Source organism: Micromonospora coxensis (assembly GCF_900090295.1).
GTDB lineage: Bacteria > Actinomycetota > Actinomycetes > Mycobacteriales > Micromonosporaceae > Micromonospora > Micromonospora coxensis.
In genome coordinates, this window is the sequence record NZ_LT607753.1 from 825,516 (window position 1) to 842,401 (window position 16,886).

At 73.2% G+C, this 16,886-nt stretch carries 16 protein-coding genes; 8 read left to right on the top strand and 8 right to left on the bottom strand.

Annotated features, from left to right (window positions below):
• The 7 genes from GA0070614_RS03640 to GA0070614_RS03670 all read right to left on the bottom strand — a co-directional run bounded on the left by GA0070614_RS03640 (position 1) and on the right by GA0070614_RS03670 (position 6,595).
• On the bottom strand, positions 1–447 hold the full coding sequence (locus GA0070614_RS03640) for an Lrp/AsnC family transcriptional regulator (protein WP_088974634.1): 447 nt from the start codon (positions 445–447) through the stop codon (positions 1–3).
• Positions 437–1,408, bottom strand: a complete 972-nt coding sequence (locus GA0070614_RS03645) for a DMT family transporter (protein ID WP_088974635.1) — start codon at positions 1,406–1,408, stop codon at positions 437–439. Before GA0070614_RS03645 ends, GA0070614_RS03640 begins: the two co-directional genes overlap by 11 nt.
• The gene (locus GA0070614_RS03650) at positions 1,405–1,908 is read right to left on the bottom strand and encodes a MarR family winged helix-turn-helix transcriptional regulator (protein ID WP_157744929.1); all 504 of its coding nucleotides are present in this window, start codon (positions 1,906–1,908) and stop codon (positions 1,405–1,407) included. The genes GA0070614_RS03645 and GA0070614_RS03650 overlap by 4 nt, the downstream gene beginning before the upstream one ends.
• A gap of 84 nt (positions 1,909–1,992) precedes the next feature.
• Complete coding sequence (locus GA0070614_RS03655) at positions 1,993–3,465, bottom strand: saccharopine dehydrogenase NADP-binding domain-containing protein (RefSeq protein ID WP_172892359.1); 1,473 nt, start codon at positions 3,463–3,465, stop codon at positions 1,993–1,995.
• Positions 3,462–4,640, bottom strand: coding sequence for a type III PLP-dependent enzyme (locus GA0070614_RS03660; RefSeq protein ID WP_088974637.1), 1,179 nt, complete (start codon positions 4,638–4,640; stop codon positions 3,462–3,464). The genes GA0070614_RS03655 and GA0070614_RS03660 overlap by 4 nt, the downstream gene beginning before the upstream one ends.
• Positions 4,633–5,391 (bottom strand): dimethylarginine dimethylaminohydrolase family protein, encoded by a 759-nt coding sequence (locus tag GA0070614_RS03665; protein ID WP_172892360.1) that lies wholly within the window; start codon positions 5,389–5,391, stop codon positions 4,633–4,635. Before GA0070614_RS03665 ends, GA0070614_RS03660 begins: the two co-directional genes overlap by 8 nt.
• Positions 5,392–5,521: 130 nt before the next feature.
• The gene (locus GA0070614_RS03670) at positions 5,522–6,595 is read right to left on the bottom strand and encodes a hypothetical protein (protein ID WP_088974639.1); all 1,074 of its coding nucleotides are present in this window, start codon (positions 6,593–6,595) and stop codon (positions 5,522–5,524) included.
• Positions 6,596–6,919: 324 nt separating this feature from the next.
• Here GA0070614_RS03670 and GA0070614_RS03675 point away from each other — a divergent pair, with 324 nt between their 5' ends.
• The 8 genes from GA0070614_RS03675 (at position 6,920) to prfH (ending at position 14,727) form a co-directional block, all read left to right on the top strand.
• Positions 6,920–8,008 (top strand): hypothetical protein, encoded by a 1,089-nt coding sequence (locus GA0070614_RS03675; RefSeq protein WP_197701421.1) that lies wholly within the window; start codon positions 6,920–6,922, stop codon positions 8,006–8,008.
• Between the two features lie 9 nt (positions 8,009–8,017).
• Positions 8,018–8,365, top strand: coding sequence for a cupin domain-containing protein (locus GA0070614_RS03680; protein WP_088974640.1), 348 nt, complete (start codon positions 8,018–8,020; stop codon positions 8,363–8,365).
• 9 nt (positions 8,366–8,374) lie between these two features.
• Positions 8,375–10,039 carry a methionine--tRNA ligase gene (locus GA0070614_RS03685; RefSeq protein WP_088974641.1) on the top strand — a complete coding sequence of 555 codons (1,665 nt, stop codon included), beginning with the start codon at positions 8,375–8,377 and terminating at the stop codon, positions 10,037–10,039.
• Positions 10,027–11,085 (top strand): FAD-dependent oxidoreductase, encoded by a 1,059-nt coding sequence (locus GA0070614_RS03690; RefSeq protein WP_088974642.1) that lies wholly within the window; start codon positions 10,027–10,029, stop codon positions 11,083–11,085. Before GA0070614_RS03685 ends, GA0070614_RS03690 begins: the two co-directional genes overlap by 13 nt.
• Positions 11,086–11,103: 18 nt before the next feature.
• Entirely contained in the window at positions 11,104–11,580 is a 477-nt protein-coding gene (locus tag GA0070614_RS03695) for a DUF4178 domain-containing protein (protein ID WP_231933652.1), read from the top strand.
• The gene (locus GA0070614_RS03700) at positions 11,577–12,557 is read left to right on the top strand and encodes an SIS domain-containing protein (RefSeq protein ID WP_088974644.1); all 981 of its coding nucleotides are present in this window, start codon (positions 11,577–11,579) and stop codon (positions 12,555–12,557) included. Before GA0070614_RS03695 ends, GA0070614_RS03700 begins: the two co-directional genes overlap by 4 nt.
• A gap of 362 nt (positions 12,558–12,919) precedes the next feature.
• Complete coding sequence (locus tag GA0070614_RS03705; RefSeq protein WP_408630730.1) at positions 12,920–14,068, top strand: RNA ligase RtcB family protein; 1,149 nt, start codon at positions 12,920–12,922, stop codon at positions 14,066–14,068.
• Positions 14,065–14,727 carry a peptide chain release factor H gene (gene prfH / locus GA0070614_RS03710; protein WP_088974646.1) on the top strand — a complete coding sequence of 221 codons (663 nt, stop codon included), beginning with the start codon at positions 14,065–14,067 and terminating at the stop codon, positions 14,725–14,727. Before GA0070614_RS03705 ends, prfH begins: the two co-directional genes overlap by 4 nt.
• A gap of 163 nt (positions 14,728–14,890) precedes the next feature.
• Here the strand turns inward: prfH and GA0070614_RS03715 are convergent, their stop codons facing one another.
• Positions 14,891–16,474 carry a right-handed parallel beta-helix repeat-containing protein gene (locus GA0070614_RS03715; protein WP_231933514.1) on the bottom strand — a complete coding sequence of 528 codons (1,584 nt, stop codon included), beginning with the start codon at positions 16,472–16,474 and terminating at the stop codon, positions 14,891–14,893.
• Positions 16,475–16,886: the final 412 nt, after the last annotated feature.

Consider the following 16,886-nt stretch of genomic DNA (forward strand, 5'->3'; position numbering starts at 1 on the left):
TCACCCCCGGGTGTCCTTGACGGTACGCAGCGGGAAGAAGACCTCGGCCCGGCGTACCCCGCGCAGCGCGCGGATGTCCTCGCTGACCACGCGCAACAGCTCACGCTCGTCCTGGAAGCTGACCCAGGCCAGCACGTCGTACACACCCGTGCAGGGCACCACACCGTCGAGCCCGACCAGAGCGCCGGCGGCCTCCAGCACCGGGTCCGTGCTGCCCTCGACGGACAGTCCGATGACCGCCTGCCGAGCCCCCTCGACGACGTCCCGGTTGACCCGCACCGCGACGCGGGCGACACCCGTGTCGAGCAGGTGCTGCACCCGCCGCCGGGCGGTGTAGGGCGACACCCCGGCGTCGGCGGCGAGTTGCAGGTAGGAGCGGCGTCCGTCGGCGCGCAGGCCGGCGAGCAGCGCGCTGTCCACGTCGTCGAGCAACCGGTCACCGCCCATCGGCGACCCTCCCTCCGCTGGTCGTGGCCGGTGGCGTGGCCGCTGCCAGGGCCACCGGGGCCGGCGGCGCCGGGGCCGGCACCACCGTGGTGTCGTCGCGGCCGTGCGGGAAGGCGGCCAGACCGGCGACGATGAGCGCCGCCCCGATGCCCTGGGTGAGGCTGAACGACTCGTTGAGCCCGATGATGGCGGCGAGCACGCCGAAGACCGGGATGAGGTTCAAGGTCATTCCGGCTGCCCCGGCCGGGACCTTGCGGATCGCGAAGTTGTAGAGCAGGAAGCTCATCGCGAAGCCGAGCCCACCGGCGGCCACGGCGGCTGCCCAGTGGCCGCCGTCCGGTGTCATCCCGGTGAGCCGCTCCTGACCGGACATCCACTGCACGCCGGCGACCGGCAGGGTGAACATCAGGCCGAAGCCGAACTGGTAGGTGGTCATCTCGACCGGGTCGACGTGCGGCGCCAGCCGGCTGGCGAAGATCACGTAGATCGCCGCCGACAGCGCGCCGCCCATGATCAGCATGTCGCCGAGGCTGACGGCGTTGACGGAGTCGGCCCGGTTGAGCACGGCCACGCCGATGACGGCGAGGGCCAGGCCGAGGGCCGAGCGGCGGCCGATGCGCTCACCGAGGAACAGCGCGGCCAGGATCACCACGAAGCAGGATTCGAGGCTGGACAGCAGCGACGCGTTCGCCGCCGTGGTGTAGCCCAGCCCGAGGGTCAGACCGGTGTAGGCGAGCGCCGGCTCGAAGAAGCCGAGCAGGGCGAAGCGCCACGGCGCCGAGGGGCGGCGCATGCCGCGTACCACCAGGGCCGGCCAGAGGATCAGGTTGGCCACGACGAGTTGCACGACCAGCAGCGTGATCGGGGGGAAGCCGTCCAGGGCGTGCTTGGTGAACGCCGCCGAACTGCCCCAGCCGAGCGCGGCGACGACGAGCGCGGCGAGGTGCCAGGGCCGCCTCATGCCACGGCCCGCTCGACCGGGCAGCGGTCCTGCGGGCAGATGACGTAGTCGCAGAGTCGGCAGATGCGGTCGGCGGAGTGTCGGTCGGTGCTCAGCTCCGCCAGGACCCGCTCCACCATCGTGCCCAGGACGGCACGCTCCTGCGGTCGCAGGCCGGCCAGCGCGTGGCGCAGCGTCTCCCGGCGTCGCGAGACGATCTGCAGGGCCACGGCGGAGCCGGCCGGGGTGAGGTGGACGGCGATGCTGCGGGCGTCCCTGCCCGGCCGGCGCTCCACCAGACCGGCGCCGGCGAGCCGGTCGACGAGGCGGACCGCACCCGAGTTGGTGATGCCCAGGACGCGACTGAGGGACTCGACACTCTCCCCCGGACACGCCTGGAGGGTGGCCAGCGCGGCCGGCGCGGACGCGCCGAGGCCACTGACCTGGGTGCCCGCGTCCGCCATCCGGTCGTGCAGGGCGTCGACGAGGGCGCCGAGAAGATTGAGGGCACGGCCATCCATGGCCGTAAGATACATGACTGCGTCAGTCATTGATACTCCCGTCAGTGCCCGCCGCGCCCTCCGGGCGCGGCGGGCGGCGCGACGTCAGGACACCAGGAAACGCTCGAACGCCCAGCTCTCGCCGTCCGTGGCGGCGCCGGCGTACCGGGCGAACGGGTCGTAGCTCGACGGCGTCCAGTCGGTCTGCACCGACGGACACGGGCCGAGGTACGGGTTGGCGACGGCCAGCACCTGCTCGTGGTCGAGGTCGTCCGGCACGCACAGCCCACGGCGCGGGTTGCGCACGATCCAGTGCACGGCGCCGAGCACCGACGCGGCCACCTGCAGCGTGGTCGCGTTCTGCCCCGGCACCAGGCGGCGGGTCTCGTGGATGTCCAGCTGCGAACCGACCCACCAGCCGTTGAGGTCGTGCCCGAGCAGCAGGACGCCGAGCTCGTCGGCGCCGTCGACGATCTCGTCGGCCATGATGCGCTGGTCCTGCTGGAGCTCGTAGCCACGCATCCGGCACTCGTGCAGGGAGGCCATCGCCGCGTCGGTCGGCAGGTAGGCGTAGTGGACGGTGGGCCGGTAGCGGGCGGTGTCACCGTCCCACACGGTCAGCTTGTCGCTGATGGTGAACGCCTCGCCGTGGCGGATCACCATGCCGATGATCGGGCCGCCGATGGGCACCCACGAGCGCACCAGCGTCGTCATGCCGGTACGGGCGATGCAGATCTGGTTGCGCGGGCCCGTCTCGTGGGTGAAGGCGCCCTGCGGCAGGGCCGGTTCGTGGGTGCCCCACCCGAGCTCCGCCGGCGCGATGCCCTCCTCGTAGAAGCCCTCGATCGACCAGGTGTTGACGAACTCGCCCACCCGCTTCGGCAGGTTGCCGATCTGGGTGTCGCGCTCGGAGATGTGGATGACCTTCGTCCCGGTCAGCATCGCCAGCTGCGCGTGGTCACGGTCGCCGAGGGCCGATTCGAGGGCGGTCGCCCGCTGCGGCTCCAGCGGCGCGGGGAGCCGGTCCGGGTCCTTGAGCATCGCCGTGGCGATGTCCTCCAGCGCCACCTTGGTCCAGTGGCTGACCAGGCCGGGGTTCGCCCCGTGCTCGACCACGGCGGTGCTGCCGTCGGCGCCCCACCGCCGCGCGTGCTCGCGCAGCCGCATGTGCCGGGCGTAGAGCGTCCGCTCGCTGGGGTGCTTGGCCGCCTGGTCCTCGTACGGGTCCCACAACTCGACCGAGGTGTCGACGTAGAGCACGTCGTTGCGCTGGCACCAGTCGATGATGTCGATGGTGTCGATGTTCCAGCTCAGGTTGATCAGCAGGTCGCCCCGGCCGAGGTGCTCGCCGAGCGTCGTGGCGAGGTTCTCGGGGGTGATCCGGTGCCGGACGTAGCGGGCGCCCGCGGCGAGGGTGTCGGGGATCTTGTCGGCCAGGTCCTCGAAGTCCATCACGGTCAGCCGGGTGAAGTCCATGTCCAGGTGCCGCAGGAGCAGCGGCTGCAGGCACTGCGACACCGATCCGCTGCCGAGCAGCAGGACGCGTCCGGGGAAGGTGAGCTTTCCGGGCAGGTTCACTCGTCGTCTCCAATGCAGACGGTTGGCAGGGGCGGGAATCCGTTGAACCCGACAGAGGCGTAGGTGGTGGTGTAGGCGCCCGCGGCGAGGATGTCCACGGTGTCGCCCTGGCGCAGGGCCAGCGGCAGCCGGTACGCCGCGCGCTGGTAGAGGATGTCGACGCTGTCGCAGGTGGGGCCGGCCAGCACGACCGCGCCGTCGGGTCCGCCGTCGTGCGGGGTGACGAGCCGGTAGCGGATCGCCTCCCCCTCCGTCTCGGCCAGCCCGCCGAAGCGCCCCACGTCCAGGTAGACCCAGCGGGTGTCGTCGTCGAAGGTCTTGCGGGAGACCAGGACGACCTCGGTGCGCAGCACGCCGGCGACGGCGGCGACGTAGCGGCCCGGCTCGGTGGCCAGCCGGGGCCGGGTGTCGAAGTGCCGCCCGACCGCCGCCGTGATCGCCTCGGCGTACCGCTCGATCGGCGGCACCGGGGAGGTGTACTCCACCGGGAACCCACCGCCGACGTTGAGCATGGTCAGCTCGATGCCGGCGGCGGCGAGCTCGCCGGACACCCACGCCGCGGTGGCCACGCTCGGCTCCCACCGGCCGGGGTCGAGCTGCTGGGAGCCGACGTGGAACGACACGCCCACCGGCCGCAGGCCGAGCCGGGGCGCCTGGGTCAGCAGGTCGACCGCCATCTCCGGCGTGCAGCCGAACTTGCCGCTCAGCGGCCACTGCGCGCCGGCGCTGCTGGCGAGCAGCCGGCAGAACACCGCCGAGCCGGGGGCGTGCTCCGCCAGCTTGAGCAGCTCGTCCTGGCTGTCGAAGACGAACAACCGCACGCCGCTGCGGTAGGCGTACCGGATGTCGGACGCCTTCTTCACCGTGTTGCCGTACGACAGCCTCGACGGGTCCGCCCCCTCTGCCAGGCAGAGCGCGATCTCGGCCGGGCTGGCCACGTCGAAGAAGGCGCCGGCGCGCACCAGCCGCCGGATCAGGCGCGGCTCCGGGTTGGCCTTGACGGCGTAGTAGGAGTCGGTGTCCGCGAACGCCGCGCGCAGCCGCTCGTACCGCTCGACGGCGACCCCCGGATCGAGGTAGAGACACGGGGTGTGGGCCGGCACGTCCCGCTCGCCGACGGCGTCGGCGACGGCACGGCGCTCGACGATCTGCAGACCGCCTCGGGGCTCAGTCATGACCGCCGGCTCCGGAGGGCAGGACGGTGTCGAGGGTCAGGGTGAGGCAGCGGACGCCGCCGCCGGCCTTGAGGAACTCGCCGACCGGGCGGACGACGACCTCGAATCCCCGGCGGCGCAGCTCGGCCTCCAGCCGGGCGGAACAGGCCGGCATGATCACCACGTGCCCGACCACGATGGAGTTGGCGCTGAACGCCAGCGCCTCCTCCATCGTCAGCAGCACCGGGTCGGGCACGAGGTCGGCCAGCGCGCGGCGGCCCTCGCGGTCGAAGGCGTCCGGAGCCACCAGGGCCTGCCGGTCGTCGAGCGGGCAGAAGGCGATGTCGACGTGGTACAGCCGGGGGTCGACCAGGCGCACCGGCAGGACCCGCCAGCCGGTGCGGGCGACGATGTCGTCGTAGGCGGCCCGCTCGGACCGCAGGCCGTACCCGGCCACCAGGACGTCACCGAAGGCGAGCGCGTCACCCGCGCCCTCCTGGACGCCGGCCGGCGGGTCGAGCACCTTGCACCCGAACTCCTCGAACCAGGCCCGCAGGTGGGGCGTCTCGCCCTGCCGCTCGGGGTGGCGCATGGCGGCGGGCAGGAAGAAGTCCCCACTGACGATGCCGCCGTTGGCGACGAAGACCATGTCCGGCAATTGCGGTACGGCCGGAATCTGCTCGACCAGGCCGCCGACCTCACGGATCGTCTCGACCAGGCCGCGCCACTGCTCGTGGGCCGACTGCTCGTTCACCGCGACGTCGGTGTCCATCCACGGATTGATGGAATACGACACCTCGAAATAGTCGGGTGGGCACATCAGATAGTGCCTGCCCCGCGTGGATTCCTCCGTCGTCATGTGCTGTCCTCCACCTTCACCGGGGATCGCCCGGCTCGTCGGGTCAGTAGCGGAACTGCTCGTCGTTCCATGCCTCACGCGCCTGCCAGGGGTTGTGGTACCGGTTGCAGTCGTCCACGGGATGGCCCTGGAACTGCCCGTAGTTCTCGTGGTCGGCCGGGAAACGCTCGTCGGTGATGTAGTCCAGGAGCAGGTTGGGCCAGACCTCGACACCGCTCGACTCGTACGGCCCGCCGACCCGCGTCCCGTCGACGGTGACCGCGGTCGGGACGAGCACGTCGGTGTGGTAGAGGGCCGAGTAGCTCTGCGGGTCGAAGTCCGGCGGGACGTAGGACGGCAGCCGGCGCACCGGACACCCGTCCTGTTGCTCGCGCCGGCGGTTGTGCCAGCTCTGACTCGGCACGTCGCTCGCGCCCAGCCCGCCGTTGCCGATGGACCGGAACGCCGTGTCCCGGACGAACTCGATGGCGTCCGGCAGCGAGTCGAAGAAGCCGCGGGCGTGCAGCGAGTTGGCGTAGTGGCCCGGCGAGTTCATCGAGAACATCAGGCCGCCGGGGACCCTCCGGTCGTGGTTGCGGGTGCCGTGCGCCCCCGAGTAGAAGATGTTGCAGCCGACCTTGAACAGGTGCAGCCGGCCCTCGATGCGCAGTGGCGCGGCCTCCGTGTAGATCACGTCCGGCCGGATCGGGGCGTGCTCGATCAGGTACAGGTCGGACAGGAACAGGCACAGCCGCAGCAACTCCTTGCCGGGGGCGGCGAAGGCCAGCCGGCGGCTGTTGAACATGATCAGGAAACCGCTGGCCAGGCCCTGCTCGGCGCGGTCCTTCCAGCGCCGCCGGGCCTGCTGGATCGTGGCGCTGACGTGGTCCGCGCCGCGGGCCAGGTCGTCGTCGGTCAGCCAGCAGATGTCCGCCTCGAGGCCCTTGGCCGCCGCCGGGCCCTTGGCCGCGTGCGCCGCGAGGCGCCCGAACAGGCAGGGCTGCCAGCGGCCCACCCACTGGAAGAACACCCGGCGCTTCTCCTCGACGTCGGCGTCCGAGAGCAGGGTGTGGTGGGCGCGCGCGATGTCGTCCCCGAAGTCCGCGTTGGGCGGCAGGCTGGGCAGGTCGTCGATCATTTCCGACAGGCTGGGCAATGGTTCCCGCAGACCGTTCAAGGTCCCGATCAAGCTCACTTTCCGGCCTCTTCTCCTGACACTTTTCATCGGCTCCCGCCAACCGAACGGGAGATCGCCATATTTGTATCTCCTGCGACCGCGCGCGGGTGTGATGAATGTTCGGCCGGACACCGCCGCATATGTGGCACGGTCGTGCCAGGAATTCGTCACGACCACGCCAGGAACAGCCGATCGACGCCCGCGGCCTCGACGCGTCACGCATTCGGCTGCTATCAATTAGTGCGTTTCGAAGAAGAAGGGCCGACACTTTCAGAGGCGGAGAGAATGCGGATCGGAGACGGTGTCGTCGTCCCCGCGGTGCTGCGCGACCTGCCCCAACTACCCGCCGGCGTCTCCTTCGGCGCGGACATCGACGCCGCCCACGAGGTGCTGCTCCGCCCGGACAGCACCGAGGCGCAGCGCCGCGCCGCCCTGCACCGCTGGCTCGCCCGCAGCCAGCCGTGCCTGTTCGGTCGCCTCGCCACCCGGCAGGACGACGGCGCACGGGCCAGCCGAGGGCTCGGCATGGACGTGTGCTGGATCGACGACGACGACCTGTCCCGAGGGCTGGACGCGGTGACCGGGAAGGTCCAACGCGCCCGGCGCCGATGGAAGGACCGGGCCGTCACCGGCCACAGCAGCGCCTTCCTGATCATGTTCAACAGCCGGCGGCTGGCGTACGCCGCGCCGGGACCCGAGCTGGCCGCCGCGGCGCTCACCCTCGCCGGCACGTACCTGGTCGAACACGCCCCGATCCGGCCGGACGTCATCTACACCGAGGCGGTGCCGCTGCGCCACCCCGACGGCGCGCTGCGCGTCTACAAGGCCAGCGCCCAGCTGTTCCACACCTCGGCCCACCTGCGCCGCCACCACGACCGCCGGGTGCCCGGCGGGCTGCTCATCTCCATGAACGCGCCGGGGCACTACGCCCAGGCCCTGGTCGCCCGGGGACTGATGCCCGACCTCACCGAGGCGATGGCCTTCGTCCGGCGGATGGCGCTGCGCTCCATCGGCGCCGGCGGCATCGGCCACCCCCGGGCGACCGGCTCGAGCTGGCGCAACCCGGCGCCGCACGCGGTCGACGGCGGCTGCCCCCGCGACGGGTTCGACCCGGACCGCTACTCCGCCACGTACCAGATCGACGTCCTGGTGCAGCCCGAGGTGATCACCGACGCGCGGGTCCGCACCGACGGATCGTGGGCGCCCGAGGAGATCTGGCCGTCACTGCACCTGGACTACCTGGACCCCGCGCCGACCGACCCCGGATCCCCCGAGCACGGCTGGGTGCACGGGCTCGACGTGGACGAGACAGCCCGCCACGACAACCCCTGGCCGGCCTGGCCGGCGGTCAACGCACCGGACTTCGACTACTGAGGAGGCGCCGTGCTCGTCCGACCGATCGGCGACGACCAACTGCAACCCGGCTACGGGGTGCGGTACCAGCAGATCTATCCCCACGGCGGGGAGGACCTGGCCGACTGGGGCGTCGGGCGCGCGGTGCTCGACCGCGGCGAGGCCACCGACGCGCACGCCCACCCCGAGCACGAGATGTTCCTGATCCTGTCCGGACGCGGAGACATGACCGTCGGCACGGAGCAGCGGCCGGTCGTCGCCGGGGAGGCCGTCGTCATTCCCGCCGACACTCCCCACCGCCTCGTCAACACCGGCGCCGACCCGCTGGTGCTGCTGTCCGTGTACTGGCCGCCGGCGTACGGCCGGTCCGACCTGTAGGGAGCACGCATGCCACCGGCCGAGCGCGGCACGGACCCGGCCCTGAGCGTCGTCACCGCGGCGCCACCCACCCCGAACGGCGACCTGCACCTCGGGCATCTCTCCGGGCCGTACGCCGCCGCCGACATGTACACCCGCGCCCGCCGGCTCACCGGGCACGACGCCGTCTACCTGACCGGCTCGGACCTGCACCAGAGCTACGTGCCGGTCAAGGCGCGGGCGAACGGCGTCGACCCGTACCGGATGGCCGACGGCTACGCCGACGACATCGCGCGGGTCTTCGCCGCCATCGGGTTCGCCACCGACGCGTGCCCCCGGCCGGCGCGCGACGAACGGCACCGCGACATGGTGGTCGAGTTCATCGCGATCCTGCACGCACGCGGCGCCCTCGTGCCGCGCACCGGCGAGGGGCTGCACTGCGCACCCTGCGACCGCTACCTGTTCGAGGCGTACGTCTCCGGCGGGTGCCCGCACTGCAAGGCCGACAGCGACGGCAACTCCTGCGAGGCGTGCGCCCAGCCGAACGTCTGCGTGGACCTCGTCGACCCGGTCTGCAACGTGTGCGGCACGTCGCCGACCCGCCGGCCGTACCGCCGGCTGGTCTTCCCCCTGCAGCGGTACGCGGACCGGCTGCGCGCCTACCACGCCCGTACGGTGATGAGCCCGCAGTTGGAGGCGCTCTGCGCGACGATGCTCGCCGCGCCGCTGCCCGAGATCCCGCTGACCCACCCCACCGACTGGGGCATCGCCAGCCCGGTGGCCGGCTTCACCGACCAGCGGGTGTACGTCTGGGCCGAGATGGTGCCGGGATACCTCGCCGCGCTCGCCGAGGCGCTCGCCGCCCGGGGCGGCGGCGACTGGCGGGCGGTGTGGGACGCGCCGGAGAGCGAGGTCGTGCAGTTCTTCGGCTTCGACAACGGCTACTTCCACACGATCCTGTTCCCGGCGCTGCTGATGGCCTACGACCCGGCGATACGGCTGCCCGACGCGCTGCTGACCAACGAGTTCCTGCACCTGGACGACGGGAAGTTCTCCACCAGCCGCGGGCACGCCATCTGGGCCCGGGAACTGCTCGACCACGTCCCGGCGTCCGCCGTGCGCTTCGCCCTGGCCCACGACCGGCCGGAGACCGGACCGTCGTCGTTCACCCTCGACCGGTTCCGCACGCTTGTCGACGACGAACTCGCCGGCCGGTGGCAGTCCTGGTTGGACGCCCTCGCGGACCGGGTGCCCCTGACCGGGGTGCCGCCGCTGGACGACCCGCTGCCCGGCCACCGCCGCTTCCTCGCCGACCTGGCCGACCTGGCCCGGCAGTGCCTGGCCGCCTACTCGGCCGCCGGGTTCTCGCCCCGCACCGCGACCCGGGTGCTCGTCGACATCGTCCGCCGGGCGACGGAGTTCGCGGCCGGCCAGTCCCGCCTGCGCGCCTTCGGCCCGTCGGCCACCTCGGACGCGGCGGTGGCGGTCGAGACGGCCGCCGCCCGGACCCTCGCCCAGCTCGCCTGGCCGGTGATGCCGGAGTTCGCCGAGCAGCTGTGGCACGCCCTCGGCGAGACCGGGAGCCCTCGCTGGGACGGGGTCCACCCCGCGGCCCCGGGCCGACGACTGACCCGGACCTCGCCCTTCTTCCGCCCGCTGCCGGCCGACCTGGAGCAGTCGGTGTGGCCGGGCTGACCGTCGGGCGGGCCACCGTGGTCGGCGCGGGCGTCTTCGGACTCTGCGTCGCCCACGAACTCGCGGTGCGGGGCTGGCAGGTGCAGGTCGCCCACCGCGATCCGCTCGACGACTCCGGCGCGTCCACCGCCGAGTCGCGCATCCTGCGCACCTCGTACGGGGCCGACGACTGGTACACCCGGTCGGCGTGGCGGTCACGGGAGCTGTGGCTCCGGATCGGTCGGACCGCCGGACGGACGGTGCTGGCACCGACCGGTGTGCTCCTGCTCGGCGCGGCCGACCGGTGGACGCACGACACCGTGGCCGCGGCCCGGCGTGTCGGGGTGCCGCTGTGCGAGGTCGACCGGGCCGAGGCGGCCCGCCGGTTCCCGTGGTTCACCCCCGGCCCCGCCGACCACCTGCTCTTCGAGCCGTCCGGCGCCGTGCTGCTCGCCCGGGAGGCGATCCGCGCCGTGGCCGCGCGTGCCGTCGACCGGGGCGTCCGGCTGCGCCGGGCCGAGGTGCGCGCGGACGACGCCCGACCGGTCACCGACGGGCGACCGCTCACCGGGGACGTCACGGTCTGGGCGGTCGGCCCGGGCCTGCCGGCCCTGTTCCCCGGCCTCACCTCGGCGCGAGTGGTCGCCCAGGACAGCATGTACCTCGACCCGCCGGCCCCGGGGCCGGGTCACCCGCCCCCGCCCGCCTGGATCGACCGCGACGCCGAGTGGTACGGCGTGCCCGCCGTCGGCGCGGGCGGCGTCAAGGTGGTGGCGGACCGGACGGTCGCGCCGGACGCCGACGTCGTGCCGGTCGACCCGTACCCCTACCTCCGCCGCCGGGTGCCCGCGCTGCGGGACGCCCCGGTGCGGCGGCACGAGCGCTGCCGCTACGTGGAGATGCCGGACGAGCACTTCCTGCTGGACCGGCACCCGGCCGACCCGACCGTCTGGCTCGTCGGGGGCGACGGCGGCCACGGCTTCAAGCACGGCCCGGCCTGGGCGGCGTTCGTGTGCGACGCGGTGGAGGGACGGATCACCGTGCCCTCCCGGTTCCGGATCCGATGACAGGTGGTCACCGTGGACATGGCGCTCCTGCACCAACTGGCGCCCGGCACGCAGGTCGGGCTGCACGGGACCCGGTGGACGGTGCGCGCTCGGCTGCTGGCCTGCGACGACATCGACGAGTGGGGCGAATATCTGTTGGGCAGCGGCCGGGCCGGCATGTGGCTCGCGCTCGAACCCGGCCCGGACGGGCTGCGGGCGTCCTCGTGGATCCGCCGGCCGGTCACCGACGACGAGTACGACCCGGCGCGCGGCCGACTGCGCGACACCGCGCTGACCGAGACCGGCCGGGGGCGGGCGGCGTACCGGGCCGACGGGGACCTCGGCGTCGTCCCCGGCGCGGCGGCCCGGGGACACCTGCACTACGTCGAGTACCGCACCGACGCGGGTGTCCACGTGGCGGCGGAACGACTCGCACTGGACGCGCCCTGGCTGATCGGGGTGGACTGTGCGTTGACCATGACGGACCTGCGACTGCTCTCGGAGGCTGCCCCGTGACGTCCGCGCTGCACCGGACCATCCACACCCAGGCCGACGCCATCGAGGCGATGGCCGGCGCGGACCTCGCCGAGCCGGCGCGACGGCTGCGCGACGCCCGGCGGGTGCTGCTGGTCGGCACCGGCACCAGCCGGCACGCCGCCGACCTGGGGGCGCTCCTGCTGCGCGACGCCGGCCTCGACGCGTACGGCTTCGCCGCCGAGCAGTTCGTCACCTGGGGCCCGGCGCTACGCCCGGACGACGCCGTGGTGGTCATCTCGCACACCGGGCGGACGGCCTACAGCCGCCGGGCGCGGGAGGTGGCCCGCTCGGCGGGCTGCCGCCTGCTGTCGATCACCGGTGAGCGGGCCGGCTGGCCGGAGGCGATCGTCACGGTCGGGCCGGAGGAGTCCGAGACGTACACGGTGAGCTACACCGCCTGCCTGGCCGCGCTGGCGAACCTGGCGCACCGCCTCGGCTGCCCCGACGTCGGCCCGGCCGACCTCACCCGGGCGGCCCGGCACGTGCGCGCCGTGTGCGCCACCCACGAGCCGGGCGCCGTGCCCGCGCCCGAACGCGCGCTCGGGCTGGTCGGCGCCGGGCCGTACGCGGTCACCGCCGCCGAGGGCGCGTTGAAGATCCGGGAGGCCGCCGGGGTGCTGGCCGAGGGGTTCGACGCGGAACGGTTGCTGCACGGCGCCGCCGTGCCGTACGGCCCCCGGGACCGGCTGCTGCTGGTCGCTCCGGACAGCGACGCCGACGGGCTGGTCGCCGCGATCGGCGACGCCGCCGCTGCCGAGGGCGTCCCGGTGAGCGTCGTCCCCGGCGTCGCCGGCCTGCACCCGGTGCTGGCGCAACTGCCGGTCACCGTCGGCCTGCAACTGCTGGCCGACGAGCTGGCCGAGGTGAACCGACACGATCCCGACCAGGTGATCGTCGGCGCGTGGGCCGAGGAGAGCCTGTGGGAGCGCGGCGCCGTGCCGAGCCCGGGGCACTGACACCCGACCCGACCAGGACCGGGCGACGTCGCCGGCGCGGGTCTCGGCGGGGCGGTGCGGTGGCGTCGGCGAAAGCGCGAGCCGGTGGCCGGTGAGGGCACGGGCCGTCCGGGCGGCGGTGCCGTCCCGCCGACCACCGCGATCCGGCTCCGCCGGGGACGGTGGCGCGGCGACCGGTGTGCGCGGCGCCGCCGAAAGTCGGTTGCCCGGCGCGGCGGGCTCCGCGAAGGTGGAGCGCATGACGTTCTGACGGACACCACCCGCGTTGCTCCTGCCGCCCCACGGCGCCGATGGCGCCGTGCTGCCGTCCGTCCACACCCGTCACGCGAGAAGCGAGCGTCTCCTTGTCCGTGCACCCTTCCGTGCCGCAGTCCACCTCCGCCACCGTCGCCGTGTTCGCCTCCCCCACCAGCTGGATCGAGTCCGACGCCGTCGCGCAGTGCCATCAGGTCGCCGCCCTCGACGGCATGATCCACGTCGCCGGCATGCCCGACCTGCACCCGGGCAAGGGCGCCCCGATCGGCGCGGCCATGACGTCGACGGTGCTGTACCCGTTCCTGGTGGGCTCCGACATCGGCTGCGGCATCGCCGTGTTCCCCATCCGGCTCAAGCGCGCCGTACCCGAGAGGCTGGCCGCCCGGTTCCCCGATCTCGACCGCCCGCTCGATCCCGAGCAGGACGCCGACGACCCGGCCTGGGCCGTCCTCGCGGGCGACATTCCCGCCGGTCACGTCGAGGGCCTCGGGACGGTCGGCCGGGGCAACCACTTCGTCGAGCTGGCCCGCGTCGACACCGTCGTCGCCCCCGACCACGCGGAGCGTCTCGGGCTCGCCGCCGGTCAGCTCGTGCTCATCGTCCACAGTGGCTCGCGCGGGCTCGGTGAGCGGATCCTGCGGGCGCACACCGAGGTCCACGGCGCCGGTCCCGCCGCCGATCCCGCCGCCTACCTGGCGATGCACGACGCCGCGGTGCGGTGGGGATCGCTCAACCGGCGGCTGATGGCGGCCCGGGTCGCGCACGCCCTGGGCGCCGAATCCGGCGACCCGATCGTCGACGAGTGCCACAACCTGGTCGAGATCCGCGACGGCGTCTACCTGCACCGCAAGGGCGCGGCCCGCGGCGACGGCCGCGACGTGCTCGTCGCCGGCACCCGCGGCACCCCCTCCTACCTGGTGGCCGCCCACGCCGGCGCGGAGGCGAACCACTCGGTGGCGCACGGCGCGGGCCGCAAGATGTCCCGCGCCGACGCCCTGCGCCGGGGCCGGGCCAAGCACACCGTCGAGGAGCTGCGCCGGACCCCGGTGGGCTCGCTGGTGGTCTGCGGTGACCGCCAACTGCTCTTCGAGGAGGCGCCGACGGCCTACAAGCGCATCGAGCAGGTCGTCGCCGACCTGGCCGCCCACGGTCTGGCCACGCCGGTGGCCACCACGGTGCCCCTGGTCACCTACAAGACGCCCGACGTGGGGAGCACCGGCCGCCACGAGCAGCGCCGCAGGCGGGGCCGGGCATGAGCGTCGACCTGCTGCTGTCCGCCGGGCGGGGCCCGCAGGAGTGCGCGTGGGCGCTGTCGGAGCTGCTGCGCCGGTTGGAGGCCGACGCCACCCGGCACCACCTGACGACCGAGCGGCTCCGGGCCGTCGCCGGTGACCGCTCCGGCACCTACCGCTCGGCGCTGGTGCGCATCCTGGGCGCGGGCGCCGAGGAGTTCGCCGCCGCCTGGACCGGCACCCTGTGCTGGCAGGCGCACAGCCCCTACCGGGCGAGCACCGACCGCAAGAACTGGTACGTCACCGCCCGCCCGTGCCAGGTCGACGCCCCGCGTACCCCGTTCGCCGAGGCGGACGTGCACGTCGTCGCCTGCCGTACCGGCGGCCCGGGCGGGCAGCACCGCAACAAGGCCAGCACGGCGGTGCGGGCGACCCACCGTCCCTCCGGTCTGGTCGTCGTGGTCGACACCGAACGGCAGTTCAGCCTCAACCGCCGTCTCGCCGTACGACTGCTGCGGCAGCGCGTCGAGCAGGGGGACGACGCCGTGCGGCGCGACGTCGACACCGCCCGGTGGCGCATCCACGACGACCTCGTTCGCGGCGATCCCGTCCGGGTCGAGCGTCCGGGGCCGGCGGATCAGGACCCGACCGCGCCGCGACGGGCGCGCCGGCGACGATGGTAGGCCGGATGGGCAATCGGTGCTTCCGACGCGGATGGCCTCGCCGTCCACCAGTCGCTGCCGGATCAGTCCTGCGCCACCGGGTCGAGCGACGGCGGCGCGCTCCGCGGTGGGAGCGGGGAGTCGTCCCGCTCCCACCGCACTGCCCGCGACGAGCCTCGTCGGCTCAGAAGCGGGCCCCGACGTCCGCGCCGTTGCTCGGGCGCAGGAAGGTCGAGGACGGGATGGAGCCGTCGGCGGTGCGGGCTCCGGTGATGGTGCCGGGGTTGGTGCTCTGCAACGACCAGCTGCCGCCGATGTTCCAGGAGTTGCCCGAGCCGCCGGACTGGGACCCGAGCGAGACGTTGGTGCCGTTGGCCACGGCGAGGTTGTCGGTCAGGGTGCTGTCCGAGCGGTTGACGTTGAATCCGGTGCCCGGGTTGTCCCACGCGGTGCAGTGGTCGATGACGTGCTGCCCGGGGTTGTTGTTGTCGATGAACCCACCGACCGCGTTGTCCCACGCCATGCTGTTGCGCACGGTGTGGTTGGCGGACACGCCGTTGCCGCCCAGCTTGAACCCGTTGCCGTCGCCGGTGAAGTCGGGCAGGTTCCAGCGGTTGAACCCGTTGCCCCAGGCGAGGCTGTTCTCGATGCGGATCGGCGAGGAGAACATCCAGAAGTCGAGGCCGTCGTCGGAGTTGTTCCACAGCCGGGCGCCCCGTACGACGTTGCCGCTGCCGGAGCCCTCCTTGATGGCCAGGCCGTCGGCGCTCTCACCGTTCTTGCGCGGGTCACGGTTGCCGTAGCTGTCCAGGTTGATGATCTGGTTGTTGCTCGACGACAGCACGAGGTGCAGGCCGGACTCGTAGTTGTCGCGGGTGATCAGGCGTTCGAAGACGTTGTTGTTGGTGTCCAGGCCGAAGATGCCGTACGGGCCGTGGATGATCTCCAGGCCGATCAGTCGCCACCAGTCGCCCTCGATGTGGATGGCGCCGCGCTCGGAGCGGGGGATGGTGGAGTCCACCGCGCCGGGGGTGTGGGGCATGTTCTCGCCGTCGATGACGACCCGCTCGCCCTCGTGGTTGCGCATCGTGATGGGCGCGCTCGGCGTGCCGTTCTTGAGGATCTGGATGTTCGTGCTGGGCGCGTACGTGCCACCCCGGATGACGATGGTGTGCCCGGGCTGGGCCAGGTCCACCGCGCGTTGGATGGTCCTCAGCGGAGCGCTCAGGGTGCCGGTGTTGCCGTCGTTGCCGTTGGTCGCCACGTAGAGCGTGTCGGTCGGCGGCGGGGGCGGGCTGGCGCCGGTCTCGACGTCGAGGAAGTCGACGTTGGGCAGCCCGGCGGAGCTGGTCGGGTCGAGCCGGATGGTGTTGGTCCCCGCGGTGAGGCTCACCGTCAGGGTCCTGGTCGCCCAGGTGCTCCACGCGCCGGTGCCCCCGAACGAGACGGTCTGCGCGCCCGCGCCGTTGACCACGAGCGCGGCGGGTCGCGTCGTGGTGGTGCCGTTGGCGAAGCGGACGCCGATCGTCGCCGTGCCGGCGGCCGCGGCGGTGACGGTGAACTGTGCCCAGCCGCCGGTGGAGTTGTCGCCGTTGCAGAATCCGGCGCCGGAGAACCCGGACCAGTTGCTGTCGATGGTGCCGGTGCAGATCGCCGGCGAGTTCTCCGCCTCGTAGCGGGTCGGCGCGGCTGTCGCCGGGGACGCGGGCATCGCGAGGGCCACGCCGGCTGCCAGGGCAGCGCCTGCCGTGAGCGCCGTGAGTCTCATCAGGTGTCTCCCATGCTGTTGGTGACGGGGCGCGGGCGCAGCGCCGCGCTGCCCGTACGCGACAGGCGACACCGCCCGACGGACCCTCGCCCGGAAGGGACCGACGCATCGATGGATCGCAGTGTAGGAAAGCGCTTTCCGATTGGCAAGAGGGTGAGCGAAGGCCTCCTTCGGCCTCACCGGCCCCGGCGCCCCCTCCGCGCCGACGCGGAGCTGCACCGCGACGGCGTGAGCGTGGCCGGGGCCGTGACCGCCGCGCCGGTCACGGCCTCGGCCGACATGCCACGCCCCATCCGACGGCCAGCACCCGCACGCCGACCCTCGCGTCGCCGCGACACCGGCCGGCGGTTCGACGCGCGCCGAACGACTGGTCACGCGGCATTCGCGAGTTCAAACTCCGCCATTGTCACGA